Genomic DNA, 24,580 nt, shown 5'->3' with positions numbered 1-24,580 from the left:
ATGGTGACGCATCCGCACGTGGCGCCTGAATGGCTTGCCTTGCGGCAGGAAGACATTCTGGAACCGGACCAGCCCATCATCGATCCGCACCACCATCTGTGGGAGCGGTCCGGCGGCTACTTTGCCCGCGAACTGATGGAGGACCTGGGTGCCGGCCACCGGGTGGAGGCCACGGTGCACGTGCAATGCCACCACGGCTATCGCGGCGCAGGCCCCGATGCGTTGCGGCCTGTGGGAGAAACCGAATTCGCGGTGCGCATGGCGAACGAGGCCCTCGCGTCCGGCTGCCGCACGCAAGTGTGCGCAGGCATCGTGGGGTTCGCGGATCTGCAGTTGGGTGCCGCGGTGGACGAAGTGCTGATGGCCCACATCGAGGCCGGACAAGGCCGGTTTCGGGGCGTGCGCCGCCTGAGCGCCACCGATACGGCCGTGCGCACGCATCTGCCGCCCCTGGCACTCCACCTGCTGGCCGACGCGGCATTCCGCCAGGGTTTTGCACGACTGCAGCCGCTGGGGCTGTCGTTCGACGCATGGCTTTTTCACCCCCAGATCGACGAGCTGGCGAGCCTGGCCTCGGCGTTTCCCGACACGGCCATCGTGCTCGACCACCTGGGCACGCCGCTGGGAGTGGGCAGCTACCGGGCGGCGCGCGCAGAGGTCTTTGCCGCTTGGCGCTCTGCCATGGCGGAGCTGGCGCGGCGGCCCAACGTGAGCATCAAGCTCGGTGGACTGGCGATGGCTCTGGTGGGGTTCGACTTTCACGAACAGCCCCTGCCGCCAGCGTCCGAACAGCTTGCGCAGCAGTGGCGTCCGTACATTGAGAACTGCATCGAACTCTTCGGCGTGGACCGCTGCATGTTCGAGAGCAACTTTCCGGTGGACAAAGGCATGTGCAGCTACGCGGTGCTGTGGAACGCATTCAAGCGCATTACCCGCGGTGCATCGCAGCGCGAGAAGGATGCGCTCTTTCACGACACGGCTGCGCGTTTCTATCGATTGCAACCGGTACCCACTACAAACAGGAGACAGACATGAAAAAAGGTTTTCGCTTTTCCCGCGCCGCGTGCGCAGTTTTGCTGCTCACGGCGGGCGCCGCCGGCGCGCAGCAGGGCATCTCCGATGGGGTGGTCCGCATCGGGCTGCTGCTGGACATGTCGGGCCCTTACTCCGATATCGGCGGAGCCGGCTCCGTGCTGGCTGCGCGCATGGCCGTTGAGGACTTTGGCGGCAAGGTGCTTGGCAAGCCCGTCGAGGTGGTGTACGCGGACCACCAGAACAAACCCGACATCGCCTCCACGAAGGCGCGCGAGTGGTTCGATACCCAGAAGGTCGACGCCATCACCGATGTGGCCTCCAGCGCCACGTCGATCGCGGTGGTCAACGTGGGCAAGGACAAGAACAAGCCGGTGCTGATTGCCGCCGCGGCCGGGGGCTCCAGCCGCCTGACCAACGAAGACTGCAGCAACATCAGCATCCACTGGACCTACAACACCTACACGCTGGCCAGCGTGACGGCCAATGCGCTGACCAAGGCCGGTGCCGACACGTGGTACTTCGTCACGGCCGACTACACCTTCGGGCAGTCGCTGGAGCAGGACACCGCCGACACCGTCAAGGCCGCTGGCGGCAAGGTGCTGGGATCGGCACGCCATCCACTGAATGCAAGCGATTTCTCGTCCTACATCGTGCAGGCGCAGGCGTCGCAGGCGAAGGTGATCGGTCTGGCGAATGCGGGCACCGACACCATCAGCGCCATCAAGGAGGCCAACGCGTTCGGGCTGGGACGGTCGGGCAAGCAGTCCATCGCAGCGCTGCTGATGTACATCAGCGACGTGCACGCACTCGGTTTGAAGACCGCCCAGGGGATGGTGCTGACCGAAGGCTTCTACTGGGATCTGGACGAAAAGACCCGTGCCTGGTCCAAGCGGTTCTTTGAGCGCCACAAGCGCATGCCCACGTCGGCGCAGGCGGGCGAGTACTCGGCCGTCATCCACTACCTCAAGTCCGTGGAGGCTGCGGGCACGGACGGCACACAGGCTGTGATGGCCAAGATGCGTGAGCTGCCGGTGAACGACGGCGTCTTTACCGGCGAGGGCTGGATCCGCCCCGATGGCGCCATGGTCCACCCGATGTACCTGGCGCAGGTCAAGAAGCCCGGGGAATCCAAGTACCCCTGGGACTACCTGCACATCAAGGCGAAGGTGCCAGCGGACCAGGCCTTCCAGCCGCTGTCGGCCAGCAAATGCACCCTGGTGAAGAAGTAGCCGCCGCGCGGCCGTAAAAATCGACACAGAATATGGAGACAAGCATGTACAGCAATACACACAAGATCCTTCGGTGCTGGCTCGGGGCCGCACTGCTCGTGGCGATGGGCGCTGCCGCCCACGCACAGGCATACCCCACCAAGCCGGTGCGCATCATCGTTCCGTACCCTGCCGGAGGCACCACGGACATCATTGCCCGCATCACCGCCATGCAGCTGTCCGAACGCCTCAAGCAGCCCTTCGTGGTGGAGAACCGGGCGGGCGCGAGCGGCGCCATCGGCTCGGTAGCCGTGGCGCAGGCCGCACCGGATGGGTACACGCTGGTGATGGCAACGGCCAGCTCACACGGCATCAACTCGGCGCTGCAGAAGAATTTGTCGTACGACGCTGTGAAGGACTTCGCGCCCATCACCGTGGTGGCCAGCACGCCCAACATCATCGTGGTGCACCCGAGCGTGCCGGCCAAGACGCTGGGCGAGCTGCTGTCCCTCGCCAAGGCGCAGCCGGGCAAGATCAATTTCGGCTCCACCAGCCCTGGCGGATCGCCGCACATGAGCGCCGAACTCCTCAAGATGATGGCCGGGGTGGACATGACCCACGTGCCCTACAAGGGTGCGACGCCCATGCTCACCGACCTGATGGGCGGCCAGATCGGGGTGGGTTTCGACAACCTGCCGTCCACCATCGGCTTTGTGCGCAGCGGCAAGCTCCGTGCCCTTGCCGTGACCACCGCGCAGCGCTGGCCAGGGACCAAGGACATTCCGACGGTGGCGGAAAGCGGAGTGCCGGGCTATGAGGTGTCCGGCTGGTTTGGCTTGCTGGCTCCGGCCGGAACGCCCAAGGACATCCTGTCGTTGCTGCAGCAGGCCGTGGCCCAGGCTGTCAAGACGCCTGAAGTCACCAAGCAGTTGCAAGACCTGGGCGCCGAGCCTGTGGCAAACATGCCCGACGTGTTCGCCAGGCAGATCAGCGCCGACGTCGACAAGTGGCGCAATGTGGTCAAGACCACGGGGGTGAAGCTGGACTGAGGCTCGGCGACAATGGCGCTTTGGCCGCGCTGCCGCAGCGCGTTGCAGGGGTCCGCGAAGGCCTCTCGCCGTTTGCCGCCCTCTTTGGAACCTCTTTCATGCATATCACCAAGGACACTGCCGTCACCATCAGCTACAAGGTAACCACGCCCGAAGGCAAGCCGCTGGACGGCGGCAGCCTGGCCTACCTGCACGGCGGCTACGAGAACATCTTCCCCAAGGTCGAGGCCGCACTGGAAGGGCAGGCCGTGGGCTTTGCCACCACGCTGCAACTGTCTCAGGAAGACGCCTTTGGCGCCCGCGATGAAAGCCTGGTGCGCACCATCCCCAAGGCCGAGTTTCCCCCGGGCGTGAAGGTGGGCGGTCAGTTGCAGGGCGCGGGCGCCGATGGCCAGCCGCAGGTGTTCAACGTGGTCAAGATCAAGGGCCCCGAAGTGCACCTGGATGGCAACCATCCGCTGGCGGGCCAGGCACTGAAGTTCAGTTGCAAGGTGACCGAGGTGCGCGCTGCAAGCGCCGAAGAGATCGCCCACCGCCACGTGCACGGGGCGCACGGCCACCAGCATTGATGCCGGCGGGCCGCTAGTGTCCCGAGTTGGAGATTCGTTTCATAAAGATGCCGAAAATCGCAGCCATGCTGCGTTGCAAATCCTCGCGATAGCTATAGCTATCGCTGTGGTTTGTGCCTTGCCTGGCAGCGATTTCGGCATCTTTATTTCTTCAACGAACTTCCAGCTCGGGACACTAGAGGCTCGCGCCGGAGATCGTCAATGGCGCCGCCGCAGCGCCTGGCGCAGCAAGCGTGCGGCGCGCAGGTGCAGCGGACCGGGGCCGGGCGCTGCCGGGCGCATCTTGCTGGCGCTGCAGGCGGCCAGAAAGTCGTTGAGGATCGCGGTGTCGTCCAGGGTTTCCGAGCCGATCTGGTGAAACTCGGGGTGCCACTGCGTGGCGGCGATGTAGCCGCGCCCGGGTGCCGCTTGCAGGCGGATCGCTTCGGGCACGCCGTCGGGTTCGCTGAGGGCCTCAACCACAAAATCCGGAGCCATCCGCTTGATGCCCTGGTGGTGGATGCTGTTGACGCGCGCGCGCGGCTTTCCCGGGTACAGCTGCGCCAGATGTGTGCCGGGCACGATGTGGATGCCGTGGAAATGCTGGTCGTATGTGGTGGCATTGCGGTGTTGCAGCGCACCCGGATGCTGGGTCTGCAGATCCTGGTAAAGCGCTCCGCCAAACGCCACGTTGATCAATTGCAGGCCCCGGCAGACACCAAAAATGGGTTTGCCGGCCTGAGCAAACGCTTTCACCAGGGCCAGGTCGTACAGGTCGCGCACGCGGTCGCCCACCCATTCTTCGCGCAGGGGTTCCTCGCCGTAGCTGCCGGGCCACACATCGGCGCCACCGTGCATGACGATGCCGTCGAGCCATTCGGCATAGTGGTCCAGTGTGACGTCGCCGCGTGCCGTCTCGCCCGTGGGGCAGGGCACCATGACCACCATGGCACCGGCCGACATGAGCCAGTGGGCAATCGATTGCTCGACGTACTGCAGGGTCTTGCCAGTGAACAACGGGCGGGTGGGGTCGGCATGCTGAAAACAGGCCGACAGGCCAATCTTGAGGCGGCGGGAAGCGGGCATGAAGAGGCTCCGATGGGGAACAGGCGCAGTGCGCGGCAAGACTGTGCGAGAGAATTTTGCCAATATGTTTGTAGCACCACACCCAGGCTGCGTCTGTAGGAAAGTGTCGTGCATGCCTGTTCCGGCACTGGAGCCGGGTGCGCGCGCCGTGGCGCTGTTTCCCCGGATGGCGAACTGCCATTGACGGATGTCAAGTCGCGGCCTGCGCTTGCGTGCATGATGAAGGCACGCGGTTGGTCATGGCCTGTCGCCATGCCGCTTCATTTTCACAAGGAGTGCCCTATGCAAGTACAAGTACACACCGACGACCACATCCAGGGTGGAGAGTCGCTGGCGCAATGGATCCAGGACGAGGCTGGCACCCGGCTCGCGCGGCTTCGGGACCACATCACGCGCGTGGAGGTGTTTCTGACCGACGTGGACGCCGGCAAGTCGGGCGCGGAGGACAAGCGCTGCCGCATCGAGGCCCGCGTGGCCAGCCGCCAGCCGGTGACCGTGACCGCCGAAGCCGACAAGATGGCCGCTGCCTTCATCAGCGCCGTGGACAAGCTCACGCGCGCGCTGGACGCCGACCTGGGCCGGGCGAAGGACCGCCACGGGCGCGACACCATCCGCGACGCGCAGGAATAAGCGCCGTTGCACGGCTCGCTGAGCCCGGTCTGTCTGGGCAGGGCATAAAAAAACGCGCCGAAAGGCGCGTTTCTCATGGGGCAGCAGCGTTTACTTGGCGGACACCACGCGCACCATTTCCAGGCACTTGTTCGAGTAACCCCACTCGTTGTCGTACCAGCTGACGATCTTCACGAAGGTGCCATCGAGCGCAATGCCGGCGTCGGCATCAAAGATGGAGGTGCGGGTGTCGCCACGGAAGTCGGTGGCCACCACCTTGTCTTCGGTGTAGCCCAGCACGCCCTTCAGGGCGCCTTCGGACTGGGCCTTCATCTCGGCCTTGATTTCGTCGTAGGTGGCAGCCTTTTCCAGCTCCACCGTCAGGTCGACCACCGACACGTCGGACGTGGGCACGCGGAAGGACATGCCGGTCAGCTTCTTGTTGAGGGCCGGGATCACCACGCCCACGGCCTTGGCAGCGCCGGTGCTCGAAGGAATGATGTTTTCCAGGATGCCGCGGCCGCCGCGCCAGTCCTTGTTGCTCGGACTGTCCACGGTCTTTTGCGTGGCGGTGGCAGCGTGCACGGTGGTCATCAGGCCGCGCTTGATGCCCCACTTGTTGTTCAGCACCATGGCCACGGGGGCCAGGCAGTTGGTGGTGCACGAGGCGTTGGAGATGATGGCCTGGCCGGCGTAGGTGGTGTGGTTCACGCCGAACACGAACATGGGCGTGTCGTCCTTGGAGGGGGCGGACATCAGCACCTTCTTGGCGCCCGCATCAATGTGCTTCTGGGCCGAGGCCTTGTCCAGGAACAGGCCGGTGGATTCGATCACCACGTCGGCGCCGACTTCGTTCCACTTCAGGTTGGCCGGATCGCGCTCTTGCGTCAGGCGGATCTTCTTGCCGTTGACGATCAGGGTGTTGCCCTCGACCGAAACGGTGCCCTGGAAGCGGCCGTGCACGGAGTCGTACTGCAGCATGTAGGCCAGGTAGTCGGGCTCCAGCAGGTCGTTGATGCCCACGACTTCGATGTCGCTGAAGTTCTGGATGGCCGAGCGCAGCACGTTGCGGCCGATGCGGCCGAAGCCGTTGATACCAATCTTGATCGTCATAGCTAGTAGTCTCTCCAAGGTTGCAAAGTCGAAATCAGGAACCTGCCGCCCCGCGCCCGCTGGCAGCGGTGCGCAGCGGGCAGGAGGAATGTCAGCGGGCCTTTTTGGCGGGCTTCAGGCGGGCGGCGCCGATGGCGACCAACACTGTGTCGGCCACGTTTTCTTCGGTGAAACCGAAGTGCTTGAACAGCACGGGTGCGGGGGCCGACTCACCGTAGGTGTCGATGCCCACCACGGCGGCGCAGCCGTACTTCCACCAGCCGTCGGTCACGCCCATTTCCACGGCCACACGGGGCACGCCAGCGGGCAGCACGCTGCTCTTGTACTTGGTATCTTCGCGATCGAAGGTGGTGGTGCTGGGCATGGAGACCACGCGCACGGCCACCTTCTTGTCGGCCAGCAGGCGCTGGGCCTTCAGAGCCAGCTGCACTTCAGAGCCGGTGGCGATGATCACCGCCACGGGCTTTTTCTTGAGGCCCACGTCCGATGGCTCGCTGAGCACATAGGCGCCGCGGCTGATGTCGCCCAGGTCGCGCTTGGGGGCATAGGGCAGGTTTTGGCGGCTCAGCAGCAGGGCGGTGGGCTTGTTGCGGTTGGACAGGGCCACGCTCCAGGCCACGGCGGTCTCGGCCGTGTCGGCGGGGCGCCACACGTCGAGGTTGGGGATCAGGCGCAGGCTGGCGGCGTGCTCCACCGACTGGTGCGTGGGGCCGTCTTCCCCCAGGCCGATGGAGTCGTGCGTGAAGACATGGATCACGCGCTGCTTCATCAGCGCGGCCATGCGGATGGCGTTGCGGCTGTAGTCGCTGAAGGTCAGGAAGGTACCGCCGTAGGGAATGAAACCGCCATGCAGCGCCACGCCGTTCATGATGGCGGCCATGCCGAATTCGCGCACGCCGTAGTTGATGTGGCGGCCAATCTGACCGGCCTCGGTCTTGACCACCTTGCCTTCGTCATCAAAGCGCAGCGCGGGCGTGCTCTTGGTGTTGGTCAGGTTGGAGCCGGTCAGGTCGGCGCTGCCGCCCAGCAGCTCGGGCAGCGCGGCGGTGAAGGCCTCCAGCGCCAGCTGGCTGGCCTTGCGGCTGGCCACGGTTTCGGCCTTGGTGTGGGCGCCGACCACGGTGTCCACCGCCACCTGGGCGAATTCCTTGGGCAGGTCGCCGCGCATGCGACGGGTCAACTCAAACGCCAGTTCCGGGTAGGCGGCCTCGTAGGCGGCAAAGCGCAGGGTCCATTCGCCCTCAGCGGCTTCCCCGGCGGCCTTGGCATCCCAGTCGGCATAGACCGATTCGGGAATCACGAAGGGCTCGTGCGACCAGCCCAGCACGGCGCGGGTGAGGTTGATTTCTTCAGAACCAAGGGGCTCGCCGTGGGCCTTGGCGGTGTTGGCGCGGTTCGGGCTGCCCTTGCCGATGGCGGTCTTGCAGACGATCAGCGTGGGCTTGTCGGTGCTGGTCTTTGCCGTGGCGATGGCGGCGGCCAGGGCGTCAGTATCGTGCCCATCGACCGCGTTGATCACGTTCCAGCCGCAGGCGGCAAAGCGCTGAGGGGTCTTGTCGATGAACCAGGGTGCGACCTGGCCATCGATGCTGATGCCGTTGTCGTCATACAGCGCGATCAGCTTGTTCAGTTTCCAGGCCCCCGCCAGGCCCACCGCCTCGTGGCTGATGCCTTCCATCAGGCAGCCATCGCCCAGGAAAGCGTAGGTGTGGTGGTCCACCACGGCATGGCCTTCGCGGTTGAACTCGGCGGCCAGCAGTTTTTCTGCCAGCGCAAAACCCACGGCGTTGGTGATGCCCTGGCCCAGCGGGCCGGTGGTGGTTTCGACACCGGGGGTGTGGCCCACTTCGGGGTGCCCTGCGGTCTTGCTGTGCAGCTGGCGGAAGTTCTTCAATTCGCCCATCGGCAGGTCGTAGCCCGTGAGGTGCAGCAGCGCATACAGCAGCATCGAGCCGTGGCCATTGCTCAGCACAAAGCGGTCGCGGTCAAACCACTGGGGATTGGTCGGGTTGTGCTTGAGGTGGCGGCCCCACAGCGCCACGGCCATGTCGGCCATGCCCATGGGGGCGCCGGGGTGGCCGGAGTTGGCTTGTTGAACTGCGTCCATGGCCAACGCGCGGATTGCGTTGGCCATCTGGTGGGATTGCTGGGTGTTGGCCATGGGGGAGGGTTCAGGGGTGGGAGGTTCAGGGGAAACCCCGTATTTTACCGGGGCGGCTTTCGTGCGCCTGAATTGGCCTGCGGCAGGCCTGGGGCAGCGGTGGCAATGCACTACAGTGCACGCCATGCAAGGACTGCATCTCACCGCCGATCTGCGTGGCTGCCGCTGCGCCCCCCAGCGCCTGCTGGATGCCGCCGCCCTGGCCTTGGCCTGCACGGATGCCGTGCGCGCGGCGGGGCTGCAGGCGGTAGGCCAGCTGTTCCATACCTTCCCGGCCACGGCGCAAGGCCCTGGCGGGGTGACCGCCACGGTGTTGCTGGCCGAGTCGCACCTGTGCGTGCACACCTGGCCCGAGCAGAGCGCCGCCACGCTGGATGTGTATGTCTGCAACTTTGGCGCCGACCATTCGGCCAGGGCCCAGGCCCTGATGGATGCGCTGCTGGCCCTTTTCGACCCTGCCGAGGTGCAGCGCCATGCCCTGCAGCGCGGCGCCGTGGGACCCGCCACCGGGGCGGTGCGATGACGCAGTCCACTGCTGTGCAGGTGCCAGCCCTGGTGCTGGCGGCAGGCCGCGGCGAACGCATGCGGCCCCTGACCGACGCCACCCCGAAGCCGCTGCTGCAGGTGCAGGGCCAGCCCCTGCTGCAATGGCATCTGCAGGCGCTGGCCAGCGCCGGCGTGTCGCGCGTGGTGATCAACACCGCCTGGCTGGGCGAGCAGATTCCGGCCTATTTTTCAAGTCAGAATGGCTTGTGGCGCTTGTCAAATAAGCGTGAGCAGCTGTCCATTTCATACTCCCACGAGGGCGTGGATTTTGGCGGTGCGCTGGAAACGGCCGGCGGCATCGCCCGCGCCCTGCCGCAGCTGGGCCCCGTTTTCTGGCTGGCGGCGGGCGATGTGTTTGCGCCCGACTTCGCATTCGACCGCGCCGCCGTGCAGGCCTTTGCCGCCAGCGACCACCTGGCCCACCTGTGGCTGGTGCCCAACCCGGCACACAACCCGCGTGGCGACTTTGGCCTGTCGGCCGGCGGCATGGCGCTGAACCTGCCCGCCAACGACCTTTCGCCGCGCTACACCTACAGCACCATGGCCCTGTTGCGCGCTGAACTTTTTGCGGCACCCTGGTGCGACATCCCGGCGGGCAACCCCGGTGGCACCCCAGCCCCGCTGGCCCCGCTGCTGCGCCGTGCGATGGACGCCGGCCGGGTGTCGGCCTCGCTCCACACCGGCCGCTGGACCGATGTCGGCACGCCCGAGCGGCTGGCAGAGCTGAACCGTTGAGACGGTTAGGGCGAGGCCGCCGGGGAGCGGTGGCCGTGCGCGGGTTCGAGGGCAATGGCCGGGCCCGCCTCGCAGTTGCGAAACAGCCATTGGCTGGGTAGAAACCGGGCCTGCGGCCCATCGGGTGCGGCGCCGATAAGCCGGAAAGTGAAAGAAAATTCGCCGTCTGGCAGACAGCACTTCGCCAGAAGGGCTCAAAATGTGCGGATGAGTCTACCGACATCCATCTACGCCCAGCGTCGGGCCCGCCTTGCCTCGATGCTCGGCGAAGGCGGCATCGCCATCATCCCCACGGCGCCTGAGCGCCAGCGCAACCGGGACAGCGACTTTCTGTTTCGCCACGACAGCTATTTCTATTACCTCACGGGCTTCACCGAGCCGGGCGCCTGCCTGGTGCTCACGCAGGAAGGCCGCAGCACGCTGTTTTGCCAGCCCAAGGATCTGGAGCGCGAGATCTGGGACGGTTACCGGCTGGGCCCCGCAGCGGCGCCTGCCGCGCTGGGCGTGGAGGCCGCCCATGCCAGCAGCGATCTGGACACGCAGCTGCCGCGCCTGCTGGAGAACCGGGCCTGCGTCTGGTATCCATTTGCCACCCACGGCGGGCTGGCTGCCCGGGTGGAGGGCTGGCTGAATGCCGTGCGCGCCCGCGTGCGCTACGGCGCGCTGTGTCCCGCCGCGCAAAACGACCTGTGCACCCTGCTCGACGAGATGCGCCTGGTCAAGGATGAACACGAGCAGGCCATCATGCGCCGCGCCAGCCAGATCAGCGCCGGTGCCCACATCCGCGCCATGCAGCGCTCGGCCCGCATGCTGCGTGCGGGCGAAGAGGTGCGCGAATACCACCTCGATGCCGAGTTGCTGCACGAATTCCGCCAGCAGGGCTCGCAATACCCCGCCTACAGCTCCATCGTCGCGGCGGGGGCCAATGCCTGCGTGCTGCATTACCGCGCCGACACCGCGCCCGTGCGTGACGGCGAGCTGGTGCTGATCGACGCCGGCTGCGAACTCGACGGCTATGCCAGCGACATCACACGCACCTTTCCGGCCAACGGCCGTTTCACCGGACCACAGCGCGCGCTCTACGACCTGGTGCTTGCCAGCCAGGAAGCCGCCGTGGCCGCCACCCGGGCGGGCGCGCGCTTCAACGACCCGCACGACGCCACCGTGGCCGTGCTGGCGCAGGGCATGCTGGACCTGGGCCTGCTCGACAAGAACAAGGTGGGCACGGCGCAGGACGTGATCGAGCAGCGGGCCTATTTTCAGTTCTACATGCACCGCACCGGCCACTGGCTGGGCATGGACGTGCACGACTGCGGCAGCTACGTGGAGCCGGGTGAGGTGGGCCAGGTGGGCCAGCGCAAGGACCCGCTCTCGGGTGAGCTGATCACCAATCGCCCCAGCCGCGTGCTGCGCCCGGGCATGGTGCTCACCATCGAGCCGGGCATCTATGTGCGGCCTGCCGCGGGGGTGCCCGAGGCGTTTCACCACATCGGCATCCGCATCGAGGACGATGCCATCGTCACCGAGGCGGGCTGCGAGCTGATCACGCGCGGCGTGCCGGTGCGGGCCGACGAGATCGAGGCCCTGATGCGCGCCTGAAGCGGGCGCCTGCAGTGCTTTGGCCAGGCGGCATGGCGACCGATGGTTCCGCGGCTGTAACCGCTTCCGTGTAAAAATGGAAACTTAATTACACGTTCAGTGAAAGAGACGCATCCATGTCCACCCGCCGCGCCACCAAGATTGTTGCCACCCTGGGCCCCGCCTCCAGCGACCCGCAATTGCTCGAGCGCATGATCCGCACCGGCGTCAACGTGGTGCGCCTGAATTTCAGCCACGGCAAGGCGCAGGACCACATCGACCGCGCCACGGCAGTGCGCGCCGCCGCGCAGCGGGCCGGGCGCGAGGTCGCGATCATGGCGGACCTGCAGGGCCCCAAGATTCGGGTCGGCAAATTTGCCGAAGGCCGGGTGCAGCTGGAGCAGGGCGCACCGTTTGTGCTGGATGCCTCGCGCACCGAGCCGGGCGATCTGGCCGGCGTGGGGCTCGACTACAAGGAGCTGCCCCGCGACGTGAAGCCGGGCGATGTGCTGCTGCTCAACGACGGACTCATCGTTCTCACGGTGAACGCGGTGCGCGGAGAAGCCGTGCACACCACGGTGAAGATTGGCGGCGAGCTGTCCAACAACAAGGGCATCAACAAGCAGGGCGGCGGCCTCACGGCGCCGGCGCTCACCGCCAAGGACATGGAAGACATCCGCACGGCCATGGGTTTCCAGGCCGACTATGTGGCCGTGAGCTTTCCCAAGAATGCCACCGACATGGAGATGGCGCGCCAGCTGTGCAACGTGGCGGCGGCGGAATACCGCCACAAGCCGGGGCTGATCGCCAAGATCGAGCGCGCCGAGGCCATTCCGCACCTGGAGGCCATCCTGCGCGTGAGCGACGGCATCATGGTGGCGCGCGGCGACCTGGCGGTGGAGGTGGGCAACGCGGCCGTGCCGGCATTGCAGAAAAAGATGATCCGCATGGCGCGGGATCTCGACAAGGTGGTCATCACCGCCACGCAAATGATGGAGAGCATGATCACCAACCCCGTGCCCACCCGGGCCGAAGTGAGCGATGTGGCCAACGCCGTGCTCGATGGCACCGATGCGGTGATGCTCAGCGCCGAGACGGCGGCCGGCAAATACCCTCTGGAAACCGTGGAAGAGATGGCCAAGATCTGCGCCGCCGCCGAGGCGGCCGAGGACCATCGGCTGGATGCCGACTTCACCGGCCGCACCTTTGGCCGCATCGACCAGTCCATCGCCATGGGGGCGCTTTTCACGGCCCACCACCTGGAGGCCAAGGCCATCGTGGCCATGACCGACAGCGGCTCCACCGCCCTGTGGATGAGCCGCCACCGCAGCCATATCCCGATCTACGCCCTGACGCCCAAGGTGGCCACGCAGCGCAAGATGGCCATGTACCGCAATGTGCGCCCCTTGCTCATGGACACCAGCGCCGACCGCGACACGGCGCTCGCGCAGGCCGAAGGCCACCTCAAGAGCCGTGGCATTGTGCAAAGCGGTGACGTGTATGCCATCACCTGCGGCGAACCCATGGGCGCCCCCGGCGGCACCAACATGCTGAAAATCTGCCGCGCCAGCTGACGCCGTTCACGGCGTGAACGGCGGCCAGCTCACCTGGCCGCAGGCTGCGGCGGCTCGTCGGGTTTTGCGGGCTGTCGGCAAGCGCAAGGCGCCGACGCAGCGCGGCAGCCGCGAGGTCGCACAGCCAGCCGGTGGTCCAGCACAGCCAACCCGTCCACAGGGTGTGGCTCATGAAGTGGGCGCCACGCACCTGCTGGGCGCCGCCCAGAATCAGGCCAGCCGCCAGCGATGCCGCCAGCCACCGGCGCGCGGCGCGCGGCTGGCGCCGCCGCAGCGCAAAGTAGCCGCCCACAAAGGCAAACCCCGCCGAGGCATGGCCCGCGGGAAAACAGCGCCCCCCTCCACCATCCACGATGCCCAGGGCCCAGTGCGATGCGTAGCGGGCCACGCCACCGAACTCGGCCAGATCCCAGGGGCAGCTGGTGGCGCTCAGGCTCTTGAGGCTGCTCACTACAAACAGCGCCACCAGCGCGCTGGCGGCCAGTTGCAGCCGCTCTCCCAGGTCGATGCGCCGCAGCAAGCCTGCCGGCCACCATACGCCCAGGGTCAGCAGCAGCACCACAAGCCAGCCCAGGCGGCGGGCATCTTCGTGCAATACCTGCGTGAAGAACCACTGCTCGCGCATCGGGAAACCGGTGCCCGAGCCAAAAACATGGGCCAGTGCCCGGTCCTGCCCCAGGGCGTCCCAGGCCAGCAGGCATGCCAATGCGCCCAGGGTCCAGGCCAGGGTGCTGCGCAGGGAGTGGGGTGGCGAGGTGGAAGGAAGGCTTGACTGCGGCATGTTCGGCACGATAGGCGTGGGCGCTTAACGGGGTCTTAACCTTTTTCCGGGTGCAGTCGCGGTGACAATCGGGCCATGCGAATCCTCGTGGTCGAAGACGATGCGGGCATTGCCAACGGACTGCGCACCAACCTGCAGCAGCGCGGCTATGCCGTGGATGTGTGCGATGGTATTGCGTCGGCCTGGGGCGCCCTGCGTGCCGAGCGCTTTGACGCCGTCTTGCTGGACCTGGGGCTGGCCGACGGTGAAGGCAGTGAACTGTTGCACCGGCTGCGCGCCAGTCCGCTGGCCGCTGGCGCGCCAGCGCTGCCCGATCCTGCGACCCCGGTGCTCATCGTGACGGCCCGCGATCTGGTCAGCCAGCGCATCGCCGGCCTGGACCAGGGGGCCGACGACTATCTGGTCAAACCCTTTGATGTCGATGAACTCGATGCACGCCTGCGTGCGCTGCTGCGCCGGGCGGCGGGCCGGGCGTCTCCGACCATACGCTACCGCGATATCGAAGTGGATCCGGCTGCGCGCACGGTGGTGCAGGCCGGCCAACCGGTCGAGATGTCGCCGCGCGAGTTTTCCGTGCTGCTCGTGCTGCTGCAGGCCCGGGGCCGGGTGCTGTCACGCCAGCAGATCGAGGAGCACCTGTACAGCTGGCAATCGGCCATTGAAAGCAACGCGGTCGAAGTGCACATCCACCATTTGCGCCGCAAGCTGGGCGGCGGATGCATCCACACCATGCGGGGCGTGGGTTATTTCATGCCGCAGGAGACCTTGTGACGACAACGCCGGGTTCCGCTGCCCATCCCGCCGGGGGCCCGGTCCGCCACTCGCTGACCCGGCATCTGCTGCTGTGGTCTCTGGGCGCGCTGATGCTCGTGTGGGGCAGCTTCGTGTTCATGGGATACCGCGCCGGTGTGCATGAGGCGGATGAGCTGACCGACGGCCATCTGGCCAGTGTGGCAGCACTGCTCATCAATCTGCGCGCGTTTGAGGCCGTGGACCAGGCCGCCACTACGCAGCGCGCCGCCACGCCCTGGCTCAAAGCGCATGATTACCAGCAGTCCATCAGCGTGGTGCAATGGAATGCCGCAGGGCATGTGCTGGCGCACAGCGGCAGCGCGCCATTGCCTGCCTTCAGTGGCTCCGAGGGGTTCGCCGATCTGAGCCTGGGGCCGCAGGCCGTGGCCTGGCGCAGCTTTTCGCAATGGGATGGGGCCAGAACCCGCAAGGTCATGGTGCTGCTGGAGTTGCGCGAGCGCAACGAGCTGGCGCAGGACATCGCCGATCAGATGGTCGAGCCAGGGTTGTGGCTGCTGCCGGTGGTGGCCCTGGCCCTGGGACTGGCCTTGCACCGGGGATTGCGGCCCTTGTATGCACTGTCTGCGGACGTGGCCGCACTCGACCCCGCCATCGCACAGCGGCTGGCGTCGCGCCATGCATGGAGCGAATTCGAATCGGTGGTGGCCTCCATCAATACCTTGCTGGAGCGGCAGCAGGCCGCTCTGGTGCGCGAGCGCCGTCTGGCCAACGAGGTGGCGCACGAGCTGCGCACACCCTTGTCTTCGATCGCGCTGCAGGCCAGTGCGCTGGGCGGTGGGCTGGACCCGAACGCGCAGGCACAGGCCGTGGCGCGGATACAGCAGGATGCCTTGCGCGCGGGCCATGTGCTCAACCAGTTGCTGGCGCTGGCCCGGGCCAGCCGTGCCGAGCTGCACGAAGCCAAGGCGCCGGTGGACCTGGCTGCAACAGCCCGCGCTGTGTGTGCCGACTATGCCCAGGCCACATGGCAGCGGGGGGGCGAGATCGCCGTGGTGGCGCCCGATGCGCTGGCGCTGGAGGGCCATGGGGTGCTGCTGGACCTGGCGGTGCGCAATCTGGTCGAGAACGCCCTCAGGCACACGCCGCCGGGTACCCGGATTTCCGTACAGATAGGGCAGTCCGATACCGGTGCGGCGTGGCTGCAGGTGTGTGACGACGGCGGGCGTGTCCAGGCGGTTGCGGGCAACGCCAGCGTGGCGCGCCCGGCGGACAGCCTGCACCTGGGGCATAAAATTGTGCTGCGCGTGGCACAGATGCATGACGGTACCTTTGGCGTGGCGGCTGCGTCGGCGCCATTCACCACCTGCTACCGTCTGGATTTCCCGCCACCCAGCGCTGTGGCGGCCGGGTAAAATCCGGGTTACCAAGCGGTTACCACCGCACCGGCTGCCTGTCAGCGCCTCCCTCAACCCTGAACGGACTTCACCACCATGCCCCTCGTCTCGATGCGCGAACTGCTCGACCATGCTGCCACCAACGGCTATGGCATTCCTGCCTTCAACGTCAACAACCTGGAGCAGGTGCAGGCCGTGATGGCCGCAGCCGACGAGGTGGGTGCGCCCGTCATCCTGCAGGCCAGCGCCGGCGCGCGCAAATACGCGGGCGAGCCCTTCATCAAGCACCTGATCCAGGCGGCGGCCGAGATGTACCCCCACATTCCGCTGGTCATGCACCAGGACCATGGCACCTCGCCCAAGGTGTGCCAGGGCGCGATCGATCTGGGCTTTGGCTCGGTGATGATGGACGGCTCGCTGATGGAGGACGGCAAGACCCCTTCGTCGTTCGACTACAACGTCGAAGTCACGCGCAAAGTGGTGGAGCTGGCGCACAAGTACGGCGTCACGGTGGAGGGCGAGCTGGGCTGCCTGGGCAACCTGGAGACGGGTGATGCCGGGGAAGAAGACGGCATTGGCGCCGAAGGCAAGCTGGACCACAGCCAGATGCTGACCGACCCTGAAGAAGCTGCCCAGTTTGTCAAGGCCACCCAGCTGGATGCCCTGGCCATTGCCATTGGCACCAGCCATGGCGCCTACAAGTTCAGCCGTCCGCCCACAGGTGACATCCTGGCCATCAGCCGCGTCAAGGAAATCCATGCCCGCATTCCCAACACCCACCTGGTGATGCACGGCTCGTCTTCGGTTCCCCAGGAGCTGCTGGCCATCATCAACCAGTACGGCGGCAAGATGAAGGAAACCTACGGCGTGCCCGTGGCCGAAATCCAGGAAGCCATCAAGCACGGCGTGCGCAAGATCAACATCGACACCGACATCCGCCTGGCCATGACTGGCGCGGTGCGCAAATTCCTGGCCGAGAACCCCGAAAAGTTCGATGCCCGCGAATGGCTCAAGCCCGCGCGCGAAGCTGCCAAGGCGATTTGCAAGCAGCGTTACATCGAGTTCGGCTGCGAAGGCCAGGGAGGCAAGATCAAGGGTGCATCGCTGACCGTGATGGCCCAAAAATACGCTGCGGGCGAATTGGCCCAAGTGGTCAACTGACGTTTTTTGCGCACCCCTCCAGCGCCAACCGGCAGCCCTTGTGCTGCCGGTTGGCGTTTTGGGGGCTTGATCAGGCGAGAGTGTCCCGGAGGCGGTGGACCTGGCATTTTCTTCATGTAAGCTCGTGGTCAGTTAGCGCGCGCGGGTGCGGGTACGGAGCATCGCGGCCCGGTTCGATAGCGCGGCAAGCCACAACGGGGCTCGCGTAGCGATCACTCAACTTGGAGGAGACCATTCATGCAGGCAAACCCCATTCCACCGGTGCAATGCATCGGCATACCCAGGGAAACCTTCCCCGGCGAAAAGCGCGTGGCCACCGTGCCCGATGTGGTGGAAAAGCTGATCAAGCTGGGCTTCCGGGTCGCCGTGGAGTCGGGTGCCGGGGATGCCGCCAATTTCAGCGATGACGCCTACCGCGCCGCCGGGGCAGAGATCCTCGGCGACGCTGCCGCCCTGTGGGCCGCTTCGGACATCGTCTTCAAGGTGCGTCCGCCGAGCAGCGACGAGGTGGCGCGGATGCGCGAGGGCACGACACTCATCGATTTCATCTGGCCTGCCCAGAACCCCGAGCTGATGCAGCAGCTGGCGGCCCGCAAGGCCACGGTGCTGGCCATCGACTGCCTGCCGCGCACGCTCTCGCGCGCGCAGAAGATGGACGCGCTGACCTCCACGGCCGGTGTCTCGGGCTACCGCGCCGTCATCGAGGCAGCCAACGCCTTCGGCCGGTTTTTCAATGGCCAGATCACGGCGGCGGGCAAGGTACCGCCCGCCAAGGTGTTCATTGCGGGCGCTGGCGTGGCGGGCCTCGCCGCCATCGGCACGGCGGCCAATCTGGGCGCCATCGTGCGCGCCAATGACACACGCGCCGAGGTGGCCGACCAGGTCAAGTCGCTGGGCGGTGAATTCGTCAAGGTGGATTACGAAGAGGAGGGCTCGGGCGGCGGCGGCTACGCCAAGGTCATGAGCGAAGGCTTCCAGGCGGCGCAGCGGCAGATGTACGCAGAGCAGGCCAAGGACGCGGACATCATCATCACCACCGCGCTGATTCCGGGCAAGCCCGCGCCCAAGCTCATCACGGCCGAGATGGTGCAGAGCATGAAGCCCGGCAGCGTGATCGTGGACATGGCCGCCGAGCAGGGCGGCAACTGCGAGCTGACCGTGCCTGGCCAGGCCGTGGTGCGCCATGGAGTGACCATCGTCGGCTACACCGACCTGGCCTCGCGCCTGGCCAAGCAGTCGTCCACGCTGTACGCCACCAACCTGCTGCGCCTGACCGAAGAGCTGTGCAAGGCCAAGGACGGCGTGGCCGTGGTCAACATGGAGGACGACGCGATCCGGGGCCTCACCGTGGTCAAGGACGGTGCGATCACCTGGCCCGCCCCGCCGCTCAAGCAGGCGCCTGCGCCGGCACCCAAGGCAGCGGCGGCCCCCGTGGCCGTGCAGAAATCCAGCCATGGCCCGGGTGAACCCATGTCCGCCAAGACGCTGACCATCGTCTTTGCCGTGCTGGCCGTGCTGTTCTGGGCCATCGGCGCCTATGCGCCCGTGGCTTTCCTGGGGCATTTCACGGTGTTCGTGCTGGCCTGCTTCATCGGCTACATGGTGGTGTGGAACGTCACGCCCGCGCTGCACACGCCGCTGATGAGCGTGACCAACGCCATCTCCAGCATCATCGCCATCGGTGCGCTGGTGCAGATTGCACCGCCCGATGCCGGCATCAACGGGCGCCCTGATGGGTTGATTCTCTGGCTGGCCTTCGCCGCACTGGTGCTCACGGCGGTCAACATGTTCGGCGGCTTTGCCGTGACGCGCCGCATGCTCGCCATGTTCCGCAAATAACAACGACAAAGCCAAGGAAAGACGAACATGTCCCAAAGTCTCGCTACCGTTGCCTACCTGGGGGCGGCCATTTTGTTCATCCTGAGCCTGGGTGGGCTCTCCAACCCGGAAACCTCGCGCCGCGGCAACCTGCTGGGCATGGTCGGCATGGCGCTGGCCGTGCTGGCCACGGTGTTTGGCCCGCGCGTCAGCACCTCGGGCATGGCCTGGATTGTGGGCGCGCTGGTGATCGGCGGCGGCATCGGCCTGTATGCCGCCAAGGTGGTCAAGATGACCCAGATGCCCGAGCTGGTCGCGCTCATGCACAGCCTGGTGGGCCTGGCGGCCTGCCTGGTGGGCTTTGCCAGTTATGTCGACACCTCGATCTCGCTGCAGGGCGTCGAGAAAACCATCCATGAGGTGGAAATCTACGTCGGCATCCTGATTGGCGCGGTCACATTCAGCGGCTCGCTCATTGCCTTCGGCAAGCTCAACGGCAGGATCGGCGGCAAGCCGCTGCTGCTGCCCGGGCGCCACTGGCTCAACCTGGCCGGCCTGCTGGTGGTGGTCTGGTTCGGCCGCGAGTTCCTGCGCGCCGAGACGATAGAGCAGGGCATGGTGCCGTTGATGGTGATGACGGTGATCGCGCTGCTGTTCGGCATCCACATGGTCATGGCCATTGGTGGCGCCGACATGCCGGTGGTGGTGTCCATGCTCAACAGCTATTCGGGCTGGGCGGCGGCTGCCACGGGCTTCATGCTCTCCAACGACCTGCTCATCGTCACCGGCGCGCTGGTGGGTTCTTCGGGCGCCATCCTTTCGTACATCATGTGCAACGCGATGAACCGCAACTTCATCAGCGTGATCGCGGGCGGCTTTGGCTCGGGTGCTGGCACGCCCGCCAAGAAGGGCGAGGCGTCAGCCCCCCAGGGGGAGGCGGTGCCCGTCAGCGCCGCCGAGACCGCCGAGCTGCTGCGCGAGGCCAAGAGCGTCATCATCGTGCCCGGCTACGGCATGGCCGTGGCCCAGGCCCAGCACACGGTGAACGAGATCACCCAGACGCTGCGTGCAAAGGGCGTCAACGTGCGCTTTGGCATCCATCCCGTGGCGGGGCGCATGCCCGGCCACATGAACGTGCTGCTGGCCGAGGCCAAGGTGCCCTACGACATCGTGATGGAGATGGACGAGATCAACGAGGACTTCCCCGAGACCGACGTGGCCATGGTCATCGGCGCCAACGACATCGTGAACCCCAGTGCCCTGGACGATCCCACCAGCCCCATCGCGGGCATGCCGGTGCTCGAAGTGTGGAAGGCCAAGACCTCGATCGTGATGAAACGCTCGATGGCCTCAGGCTATGCGGGCGTGGACAACCCGCTGTTCTACAAGGACAACAACCGCATGCTGTTCGGCGACGCCAAAAAGATGCTCGACGAGGTACTCGCCGCGCTCAAAGGCTGACGGGCATAATGCCCTTGTAAAAAAAGCACGACCGTGCTGAAAAATGCCGGCGTGTTCTCATGGCCGCAATAAAACCTACCTGGAGACCGCGCAAATGACCGACCGCCCATGGCTGGCCGCCTACCCGCAAGGCGTACCCGCCGACATCGACCCGTCACACTACCCCTCCCTCGTTGCCCTGATGGACGAGGCATTCACCCAATACGCCGACCGCGTTGCCTACAGCTTCATGGGCAAGGAGGTCACGTTTGCACAGACCGATGCCCTGAGCAGCGTTTTTGCGGCTTACCTGCAGAGCCTGGGCCTGGCCAAGGGGGACCGTGTGGCCATCATGATGCCCAACGTGCCGCAATACCCCGTCGCGGTGGCGGCCATCCTGCGGGCAGGCTTTGTCGTGGTCAATGTGAACCCGCTGTACACCCCGCGTGAGCTGGAGCACCAGTTGAAGGACTCGGGTGCCAAGGCCATCGTGATCATCGAGAACTTCGCCTCCACGCTGGAGCATTGCATTGCGCACACGTCCATCAAGCATGTGGTGCTGTGCGCCATGGGCGACCAGCTGGGCCTGCTCAAGGGGCTGCTGGTCAACTACGTGGTGCGCAACGTCAAGAAGATGGTGCCCGCGTACAACCTGCCGGGTGCCGTGCGTTTCAATGATGCGGTGGCCCAGGGCACGCGCGGCACGTTCAAGAAACCCGACATCAAGCCCGATGACATCGCCCTGCTGCAATACACCGGCGGCACCACGGGCGTGAGCAAGGGTGCCATCCTGCTGCACCGCAACGTGATCGCCAATGTGCTGCAGTCCGAGGCCTGGAACGATCCGGTCATGAAGAAGGTGCCCGCCGGCGAGCAGCCCACCAGCATCTGCGCGCTGCCGCTGTACCACATCTTCGCGTTCACGGTGAACATGATGCTGTCCATGCGCACGGGCGGCAAGACCATCCTGATCCCCAATCCGCGCGACCTGCCGGCCGTGCTCAAGGAGCTGTCCAAGCACACCTTCCACAGTTTTCCGGCCGTCAACACCTTGTTCAACGGCCTGGCCAATCACCCCGACTTCAACACCGTCAACTGGAAGAACCTCAAGGTATCGGTGGGCGGTGGCACGGCGGTGCAGGGCGCGGTGGCCAAGCTGTGGCTCGAAAAGACCGGCTGCCCCATCTGCGAAGGCTATGGCCTGTCGGAAACCAGCCCCTCGGTCAGCTGCAACCCGGTGACTGCCAGGGAATTCACCGGCACCATTGGCGTGCCCTTGCCCAGTACGTACATGAAGCTGCTCGACGATGATGGCCATGAGGTCACCACCGTGGGCCAGCCCGGCGAAATCGTGATCAAGGGGCCGCAGGTGATGGCCGGGTACTGGCAGCGCCCCGATGAAACCGCCAAGGTCATGACCGAGGATGGCTACTTCAAGTCCGGCGATATCGGTGTCGTGGACGAGCGCGGCTTTTTCAAGATCGTGGACCGCAAGAAGGACATGGTGCTGGTCAGCGGCTTCAATGTGTACCCGAACGAGGTCGAGGAGGTCGTCGCCAATTGCCCGGGCGTCCTGGAATGCGCCGTGGTGGGTGTGCCCGACGAAAAATCGGGCGAGGCCGTCAAGCTGGTGATCGTGAAGAAGTCGCCCGACCTCACCGAGGCCGATGTGCGCGAGTTCTGCCGCCGCGAGCTCACGGGGTACAAGCAGCCCAAGGTGATCGAATTCCGCACCGAGCTGCCCAAGACACCCGTCGGGAAAATCCTGCGCCGCGAACTGCGCGACAAGAAGTGAGGCCGCAGGGCCCCGCTTCACCCTTGCGGGCGGCTTCGGCCGCCTTTTTTTTCAGAGGCGATTTCATGACAACAGCCATCCTCAGCGCAATTCCCGAAGAACAATCCGGTTTGGTCGCCACCTTGCAGCAGCCCCAGCGCAGGGTGCACGCGGGGCGTACCTTCTGGACCGGGTCGCTGCACGGCCACAGCGTGGTGCTGGCGCTTTCGGGCATTGGCAAGGTGGCGGCGGCCACCACGGCCACGGCGCTGATCGAGCGCTTTGGTGCGGCCCGCATCGTGTTCACGGGCGTGGCTGGGGGCGTGGGCGATGGTGTGCGGGTGGGCGACGTGGTGGTGGCCCAGGACTATGTGCAGCACGACATGGATGCCTCGCCCCTGTTCCCGCGCTGGGAGCTGCCCGGCTATGCGCGGGCACGCCTGGCCTGCGATGCGGCTTTGTCGGATCTGCTTTTGGAAGCTGCCCGCGCTTGTGTGGCAAGTGCCCAGGGGCGGCTTGACCTCAAAACCGCCAACCCCACCCTGCAGGTGCACCACGGCCTGATGGCCAGCGGCGACCGCTTTGTATCGGCCGCGCACGAGTCCGACCGGCTGCGCACCCTGCTGCGCGAAGCGGGCCACGATGTGCTGGCCGTGGAAATGGAAGGTGCCGCCGTGGCCCAGGTGTGCCTGGACTACGGCGTGCCGTTTGCCGCCGTGCGCACCATTTCCGACCGCGCAGACGATGCCGCGCATGGCGACTTCGCGCTGTTCGTGCAGACCGTGGCCAGCCGCTATGCCGACCACATGGTGCAAACGTTTCTGCAAAGACTATGAACTTGATAGCTGCTGGCGCTTTATCGGTAAGCGCTAATGGTCAATTCGACCATTGTTTGCTACTGACGCGCCCAACGCCAACGCCAACGCCACCGCGGAACCGGCTTCGCCAAGCCGCCGGAAGCGTCCCCCCTCGGGGGCTGAGAGGCCGCGGCTCCAAGCCTGCCTGCGCAGGCTTGGACGGCAACGAAGAGCTAGCGCTTCTGGCGCGCAGCGCCACAGGGGGGTTATTTCAACCAGCCGCGCTTGCGGAAGTACCACATCGGCCCCAGCGCGCTGGCCAGCATCAGGCCCAGCGCATACGGGTAGCCCAGCGACCAGTCCAGCTCGGGCATGAACTTGAAATTCATGCCGTACACGCTGGCGATCAGCGTGGGCGGTAGCAGCGCCACGCTGGCCACCGAGAAGATCTTGATGATCTTGTTCTGGTTGATGTTGATGAAACCGACCGTGGCGTCCATCAGGAAGTTGATCTTGTCGAACAGAAAGGCCGTGTGGTTGTCCAGCGACTCGATGTCGCGCAGGATCTGGCGGGCCTCCTCGAACTGGTCGGAGCTGAGCATCTTGCTGCGCATCATGAAGCTCACGGCGCGGCGCGTGTCCATCACGTTGCGGCGGATGCGCCCGTTCAAGTCTTCCTGGCGGGCGATGGCGGCCAGCACCTCGCCGGCGCGGGCATCGGTCACGTCCCCGGCCAGCACCTGCTTGCTCACCTTCTCCAGCTCGTCGTAGATGTTTTCCAGCGTGTCGGCCGAATACTCGGCGTCGGCGTCGAACAGCGCGAGCAGCACTTCCTTGGCATCCTCGATCAGGCCCGGTGCCCGGCGTGCGCGCATGCGCAGCAGGCGGAACACGGGCACGTCCTCGTCGTGGATCGAGAACAGCACGCCCTTGCTTTTCAGCGCGGGATTGGTCAGGTTCAGGATGAAGGCCACGCGCACTGAACGCGGCTGCTCGTTGTCGTCGATGAGAAAGTCGCTGCGGATGTGCAGGTCACCGTTGTCTTCTTCGTAGAAACGTGCGGATTCCTCGATGTCCTCGTCCATCGCGTCTTCGGGGATGGACAGGCCATAGTGCTGCTTGATCCAGCGCTTTTCCTCGATCGTGGGGTTTTCCAGATCGACCCAGATGGGCTGAAAGCGGGTGAGTTCTTCCAGGGATTCGATTTCTTCCTGGAACAACCGGCCATTGGCAAGCGAAAAGATATTGAGCATGGCTCACTCCCTGGTTGGTGGCATCTGCAGTGGGTTTGGGGGTGCTTTCATCCCCACGGGCAGGCCGGGGAGCTGAAAGCTACCAACTCGGGTAGGTTTCCACGGGGTTTTCTCCGTCAAAGTGCAAGCCGCGGATTATGGCACCGGCCCGTGGCGGATGTGTGACG

Annotated in this window: 21 protein-coding genes; 16 read left to right on the top strand and 5 right to left on the bottom strand. The window is 65.7% G+C overall.

The window, feature by feature from the left end:
* From AC1Q5S_RS17280 to AC1Q5S_RS17265, 4 genes are all read left to right on the top strand, one after another.
* The gene (locus AC1Q5S_RS17280) at positions 1 to 1,035 is read left to right on the top strand and encodes an amidohydrolase family protein (RefSeq protein ID WP_422205814.1); all 1,035 of its coding nucleotides are present in this window, start codon (positions 1 to 3) and stop codon (positions 1,033 to 1,035) included.
* Positions 1,032 to 2,264, top strand: a complete 1,233-nt coding sequence (locus AC1Q5S_RS17275; RefSeq protein WP_422205812.1) for an ABC transporter substrate-binding protein — start codon at positions 1,032 to 1,034, stop codon at positions 2,262 to 2,264. The genes AC1Q5S_RS17280 and AC1Q5S_RS17275 overlap by 4 nt, the downstream gene beginning before the upstream one ends.
* A 104-nt stretch (positions 2,265 to 2,368) precedes the next feature.
* Complete coding sequence (locus AC1Q5S_RS17270) at positions 2,369 to 3,292, top strand: Bug family tripartite tricarboxylate transporter substrate binding protein (protein ID WP_422205823.1); 924 nt, start codon at positions 2,369 to 2,371, stop codon at positions 3,290 to 3,292.
* A gap of 98 nt (positions 3,293 to 3,390) precedes the next feature.
* Positions 3,391 to 3,861 (top strand): FKBP-type peptidyl-prolyl cis-trans isomerase, encoded by a 471-nt coding sequence (locus AC1Q5S_RS17265; protein WP_422205810.1) that lies wholly within the window; start codon positions 3,391 to 3,393, stop codon positions 3,859 to 3,861.
* A 198-nt stretch (positions 3,862 to 4,059) separates the two neighbouring features.
* Here AC1Q5S_RS17265 and AC1Q5S_RS17260 read toward each other — a convergent pair whose 3' ends face one another.
* A complete protein-coding gene (locus tag AC1Q5S_RS17260) occupies positions 4,060 to 4,926 on the bottom strand; it encodes a gamma-glutamyl-gamma-aminobutyrate hydrolase family protein (protein WP_303834032.1) in 867 nt (288 codons plus the stop codon).
* Between the two features lie 282 nt (positions 4,927 to 5,208).
* Here AC1Q5S_RS17260 and AC1Q5S_RS17255 point away from each other — a divergent pair, with 282 nt between their 5' ends.
* Entirely contained in the window at positions 5,209 to 5,556 is a 348-nt protein-coding gene (locus tag AC1Q5S_RS17255) for an HPF/RaiA family ribosome-associated protein (RefSeq protein ID WP_303834030.1), read from the top strand.
* A gap of 90 nt (positions 5,557 to 5,646) precedes the next feature.
* On the opposite strand, the gene gap is transcribed toward AC1Q5S_RS17255, so the two are convergent.
* Positions 5,647 to 6,648, bottom strand: coding sequence for a type I glyceraldehyde-3-phosphate dehydrogenase (gene gap, locus AC1Q5S_RS17250; protein ID WP_422205807.1), 1,002 nt, complete (start codon positions 6,646 to 6,648; stop codon positions 5,647 to 5,649).
* Between the two features lie 91 nt (positions 6,649 to 6,739).
* Entirely contained in the window at positions 6,740 to 8,809 is a 2,070-nt protein-coding gene (gene tkt / locus AC1Q5S_RS17245) for a transketolase (protein WP_303834026.1), read from the bottom strand.
* Positions 8,810 to 8,933: 124 nt separating this feature from the next.
* Here tkt and speD point away from each other — a divergent pair, with 124 nt between their 5' ends.
* The 4 genes from speD (at position 8,934) to pyk (ending at position 13,242) form a co-directional block, all read left to right on the top strand.
* Positions 8,934 to 9,332 carry an adenosylmethionine decarboxylase gene (gene speD / locus AC1Q5S_RS17240; RefSeq protein ID WP_303834024.1) on the top strand — a complete coding sequence of 133 codons (399 nt, stop codon included), beginning with the start codon at positions 8,934 to 8,936 and terminating at the stop codon, positions 9,330 to 9,332.
* The gene (locus AC1Q5S_RS17235; protein WP_303834022.1) at positions 9,329 to 10,090 is read left to right on the top strand and encodes a nucleotidyltransferase family protein; all 762 of its coding nucleotides are present in this window, start codon (positions 9,329 to 9,331) and stop codon (positions 10,088 to 10,090) included. Before speD ends, AC1Q5S_RS17235 begins: the two co-directional genes overlap by 4 nt.
* 207 nt (positions 10,091 to 10,297) lie before the next feature.
* Positions 10,298 to 11,689, top strand: a complete 1,392-nt coding sequence (locus AC1Q5S_RS17230) for an aminopeptidase P N-terminal domain-containing protein (RefSeq protein ID WP_303834020.1) — start codon at positions 10,298 to 10,300, stop codon at positions 11,687 to 11,689.
* A gap of 116 nt (positions 11,690 to 11,805) precedes the next feature.
* The gene (gene pyk, locus AC1Q5S_RS17225) at positions 11,806 to 13,242 is read left to right on the top strand and encodes a pyruvate kinase (protein ID WP_303834018.1); all 1,437 of its coding nucleotides are present in this window, start codon (positions 11,806 to 11,808) and stop codon (positions 13,240 to 13,242) included.
* On the opposite strand, the gene AC1Q5S_RS17220 is transcribed toward pyk, so the two are convergent.
* Positions 13,175 to 14,023, bottom strand: coding sequence for a phosphatase PAP2 family protein (locus AC1Q5S_RS17220; RefSeq protein ID WP_492239116.1), 849 nt, complete (start codon positions 14,021 to 14,023; stop codon positions 13,175 to 13,177). The two genes, pyk and AC1Q5S_RS17220, sit on opposite strands and share 68 nt — an antisense overlap.
* A gap of 75 nt (positions 14,024 to 14,098) precedes the next feature.
* Between AC1Q5S_RS17220 and AC1Q5S_RS17215 the strand changes: the two genes are divergently transcribed.
* The 7 genes from AC1Q5S_RS17215 (at position 14,099) to AC1Q5S_RS17185 (ending at position 23,199) form a co-directional block, all read left to right on the top strand.
* Positions 14,099 to 14,794, top strand: coding sequence for a response regulator transcription factor (locus AC1Q5S_RS17215; protein WP_303834014.1), 696 nt, complete (start codon positions 14,099 to 14,101; stop codon positions 14,792 to 14,794).
* Positions 14,791 to 16,188, top strand: coding sequence for a histidine kinase dimerization/phospho-acceptor domain-containing protein (locus AC1Q5S_RS17210; RefSeq protein WP_303834012.1), 1,398 nt, complete (start codon positions 14,791 to 14,793; stop codon positions 16,186 to 16,188). The genes AC1Q5S_RS17215 and AC1Q5S_RS17210 overlap by 4 nt, the downstream gene beginning before the upstream one ends.
* A gap of 78 nt (positions 16,189 to 16,266) precedes the next feature.
* Complete coding sequence (gene fba, locus AC1Q5S_RS17205) at positions 16,267 to 17,331, top strand: class II fructose-bisphosphate aldolase (protein ID WP_303834010.1); 1,065 nt, start codon at positions 16,267 to 16,269, stop codon at positions 17,329 to 17,331.
* 237 nt (positions 17,332 to 17,568) lie between these two features.
* Positions 17,569 to 19,170, top strand: a complete 1,602-nt coding sequence (locus tag AC1Q5S_RS17200; protein WP_303834008.1) for a Re/Si-specific NAD(P)(+) transhydrogenase subunit alpha — start codon at positions 17,569 to 17,571, stop codon at positions 19,168 to 19,170.
* A 27-nt stretch (positions 19,171 to 19,197) separates the two neighbouring features.
* A complete protein-coding gene (gene pntB, locus AC1Q5S_RS17195) occupies positions 19,198 to 20,610 on the top strand; it encodes a Re/Si-specific NAD(P)(+) transhydrogenase subunit beta (RefSeq protein ID WP_422205799.1) in 1,413 nt (470 codons plus the stop codon).
* A 94-nt stretch (positions 20,611 to 20,704) separates the two neighbouring features.
* The gene (locus AC1Q5S_RS17190) at positions 20,705 to 22,384 is read left to right on the top strand and encodes a long-chain-fatty-acid--CoA ligase (protein WP_303834004.1); all 1,680 of its coding nucleotides are present in this window, start codon (positions 20,705 to 20,707) and stop codon (positions 22,382 to 22,384) included.
* 65 nt (positions 22,385 to 22,449) lie between these two features.
* The gene (locus AC1Q5S_RS17185) at positions 22,450 to 23,199 is read left to right on the top strand and encodes a 5'-methylthioadenosine/adenosylhomocysteine nucleosidase (RefSeq protein WP_303834002.1); all 750 of its coding nucleotides are present in this window, start codon (positions 22,450 to 22,452) and stop codon (positions 23,197 to 23,199) included.
* A 227-nt stretch (positions 23,200 to 23,426) separates the two neighbouring features.
* On the opposite strand, the gene corA is transcribed toward AC1Q5S_RS17185, so the two are convergent.
* Positions 23,427 to 24,413 carry a magnesium/cobalt transporter CorA gene (gene corA, locus AC1Q5S_RS17180; protein WP_303834000.1) on the bottom strand — a complete coding sequence of 329 codons (987 nt, stop codon included), beginning with the start codon at positions 24,411 to 24,413 and terminating at the stop codon, positions 23,427 to 23,429.
* Positions 24,414 to 24,580: the final 167 nt, after the last annotated feature.

It is taken from the genome of Acidovorax sp. GW835-FHT14B10 (genome assembly GCF_058793725.1).
The sequence above is the reverse complement of the archived record's forward strand: the minus strand, read 5'-3'. Positions and strand labels throughout refer to the sequence as shown.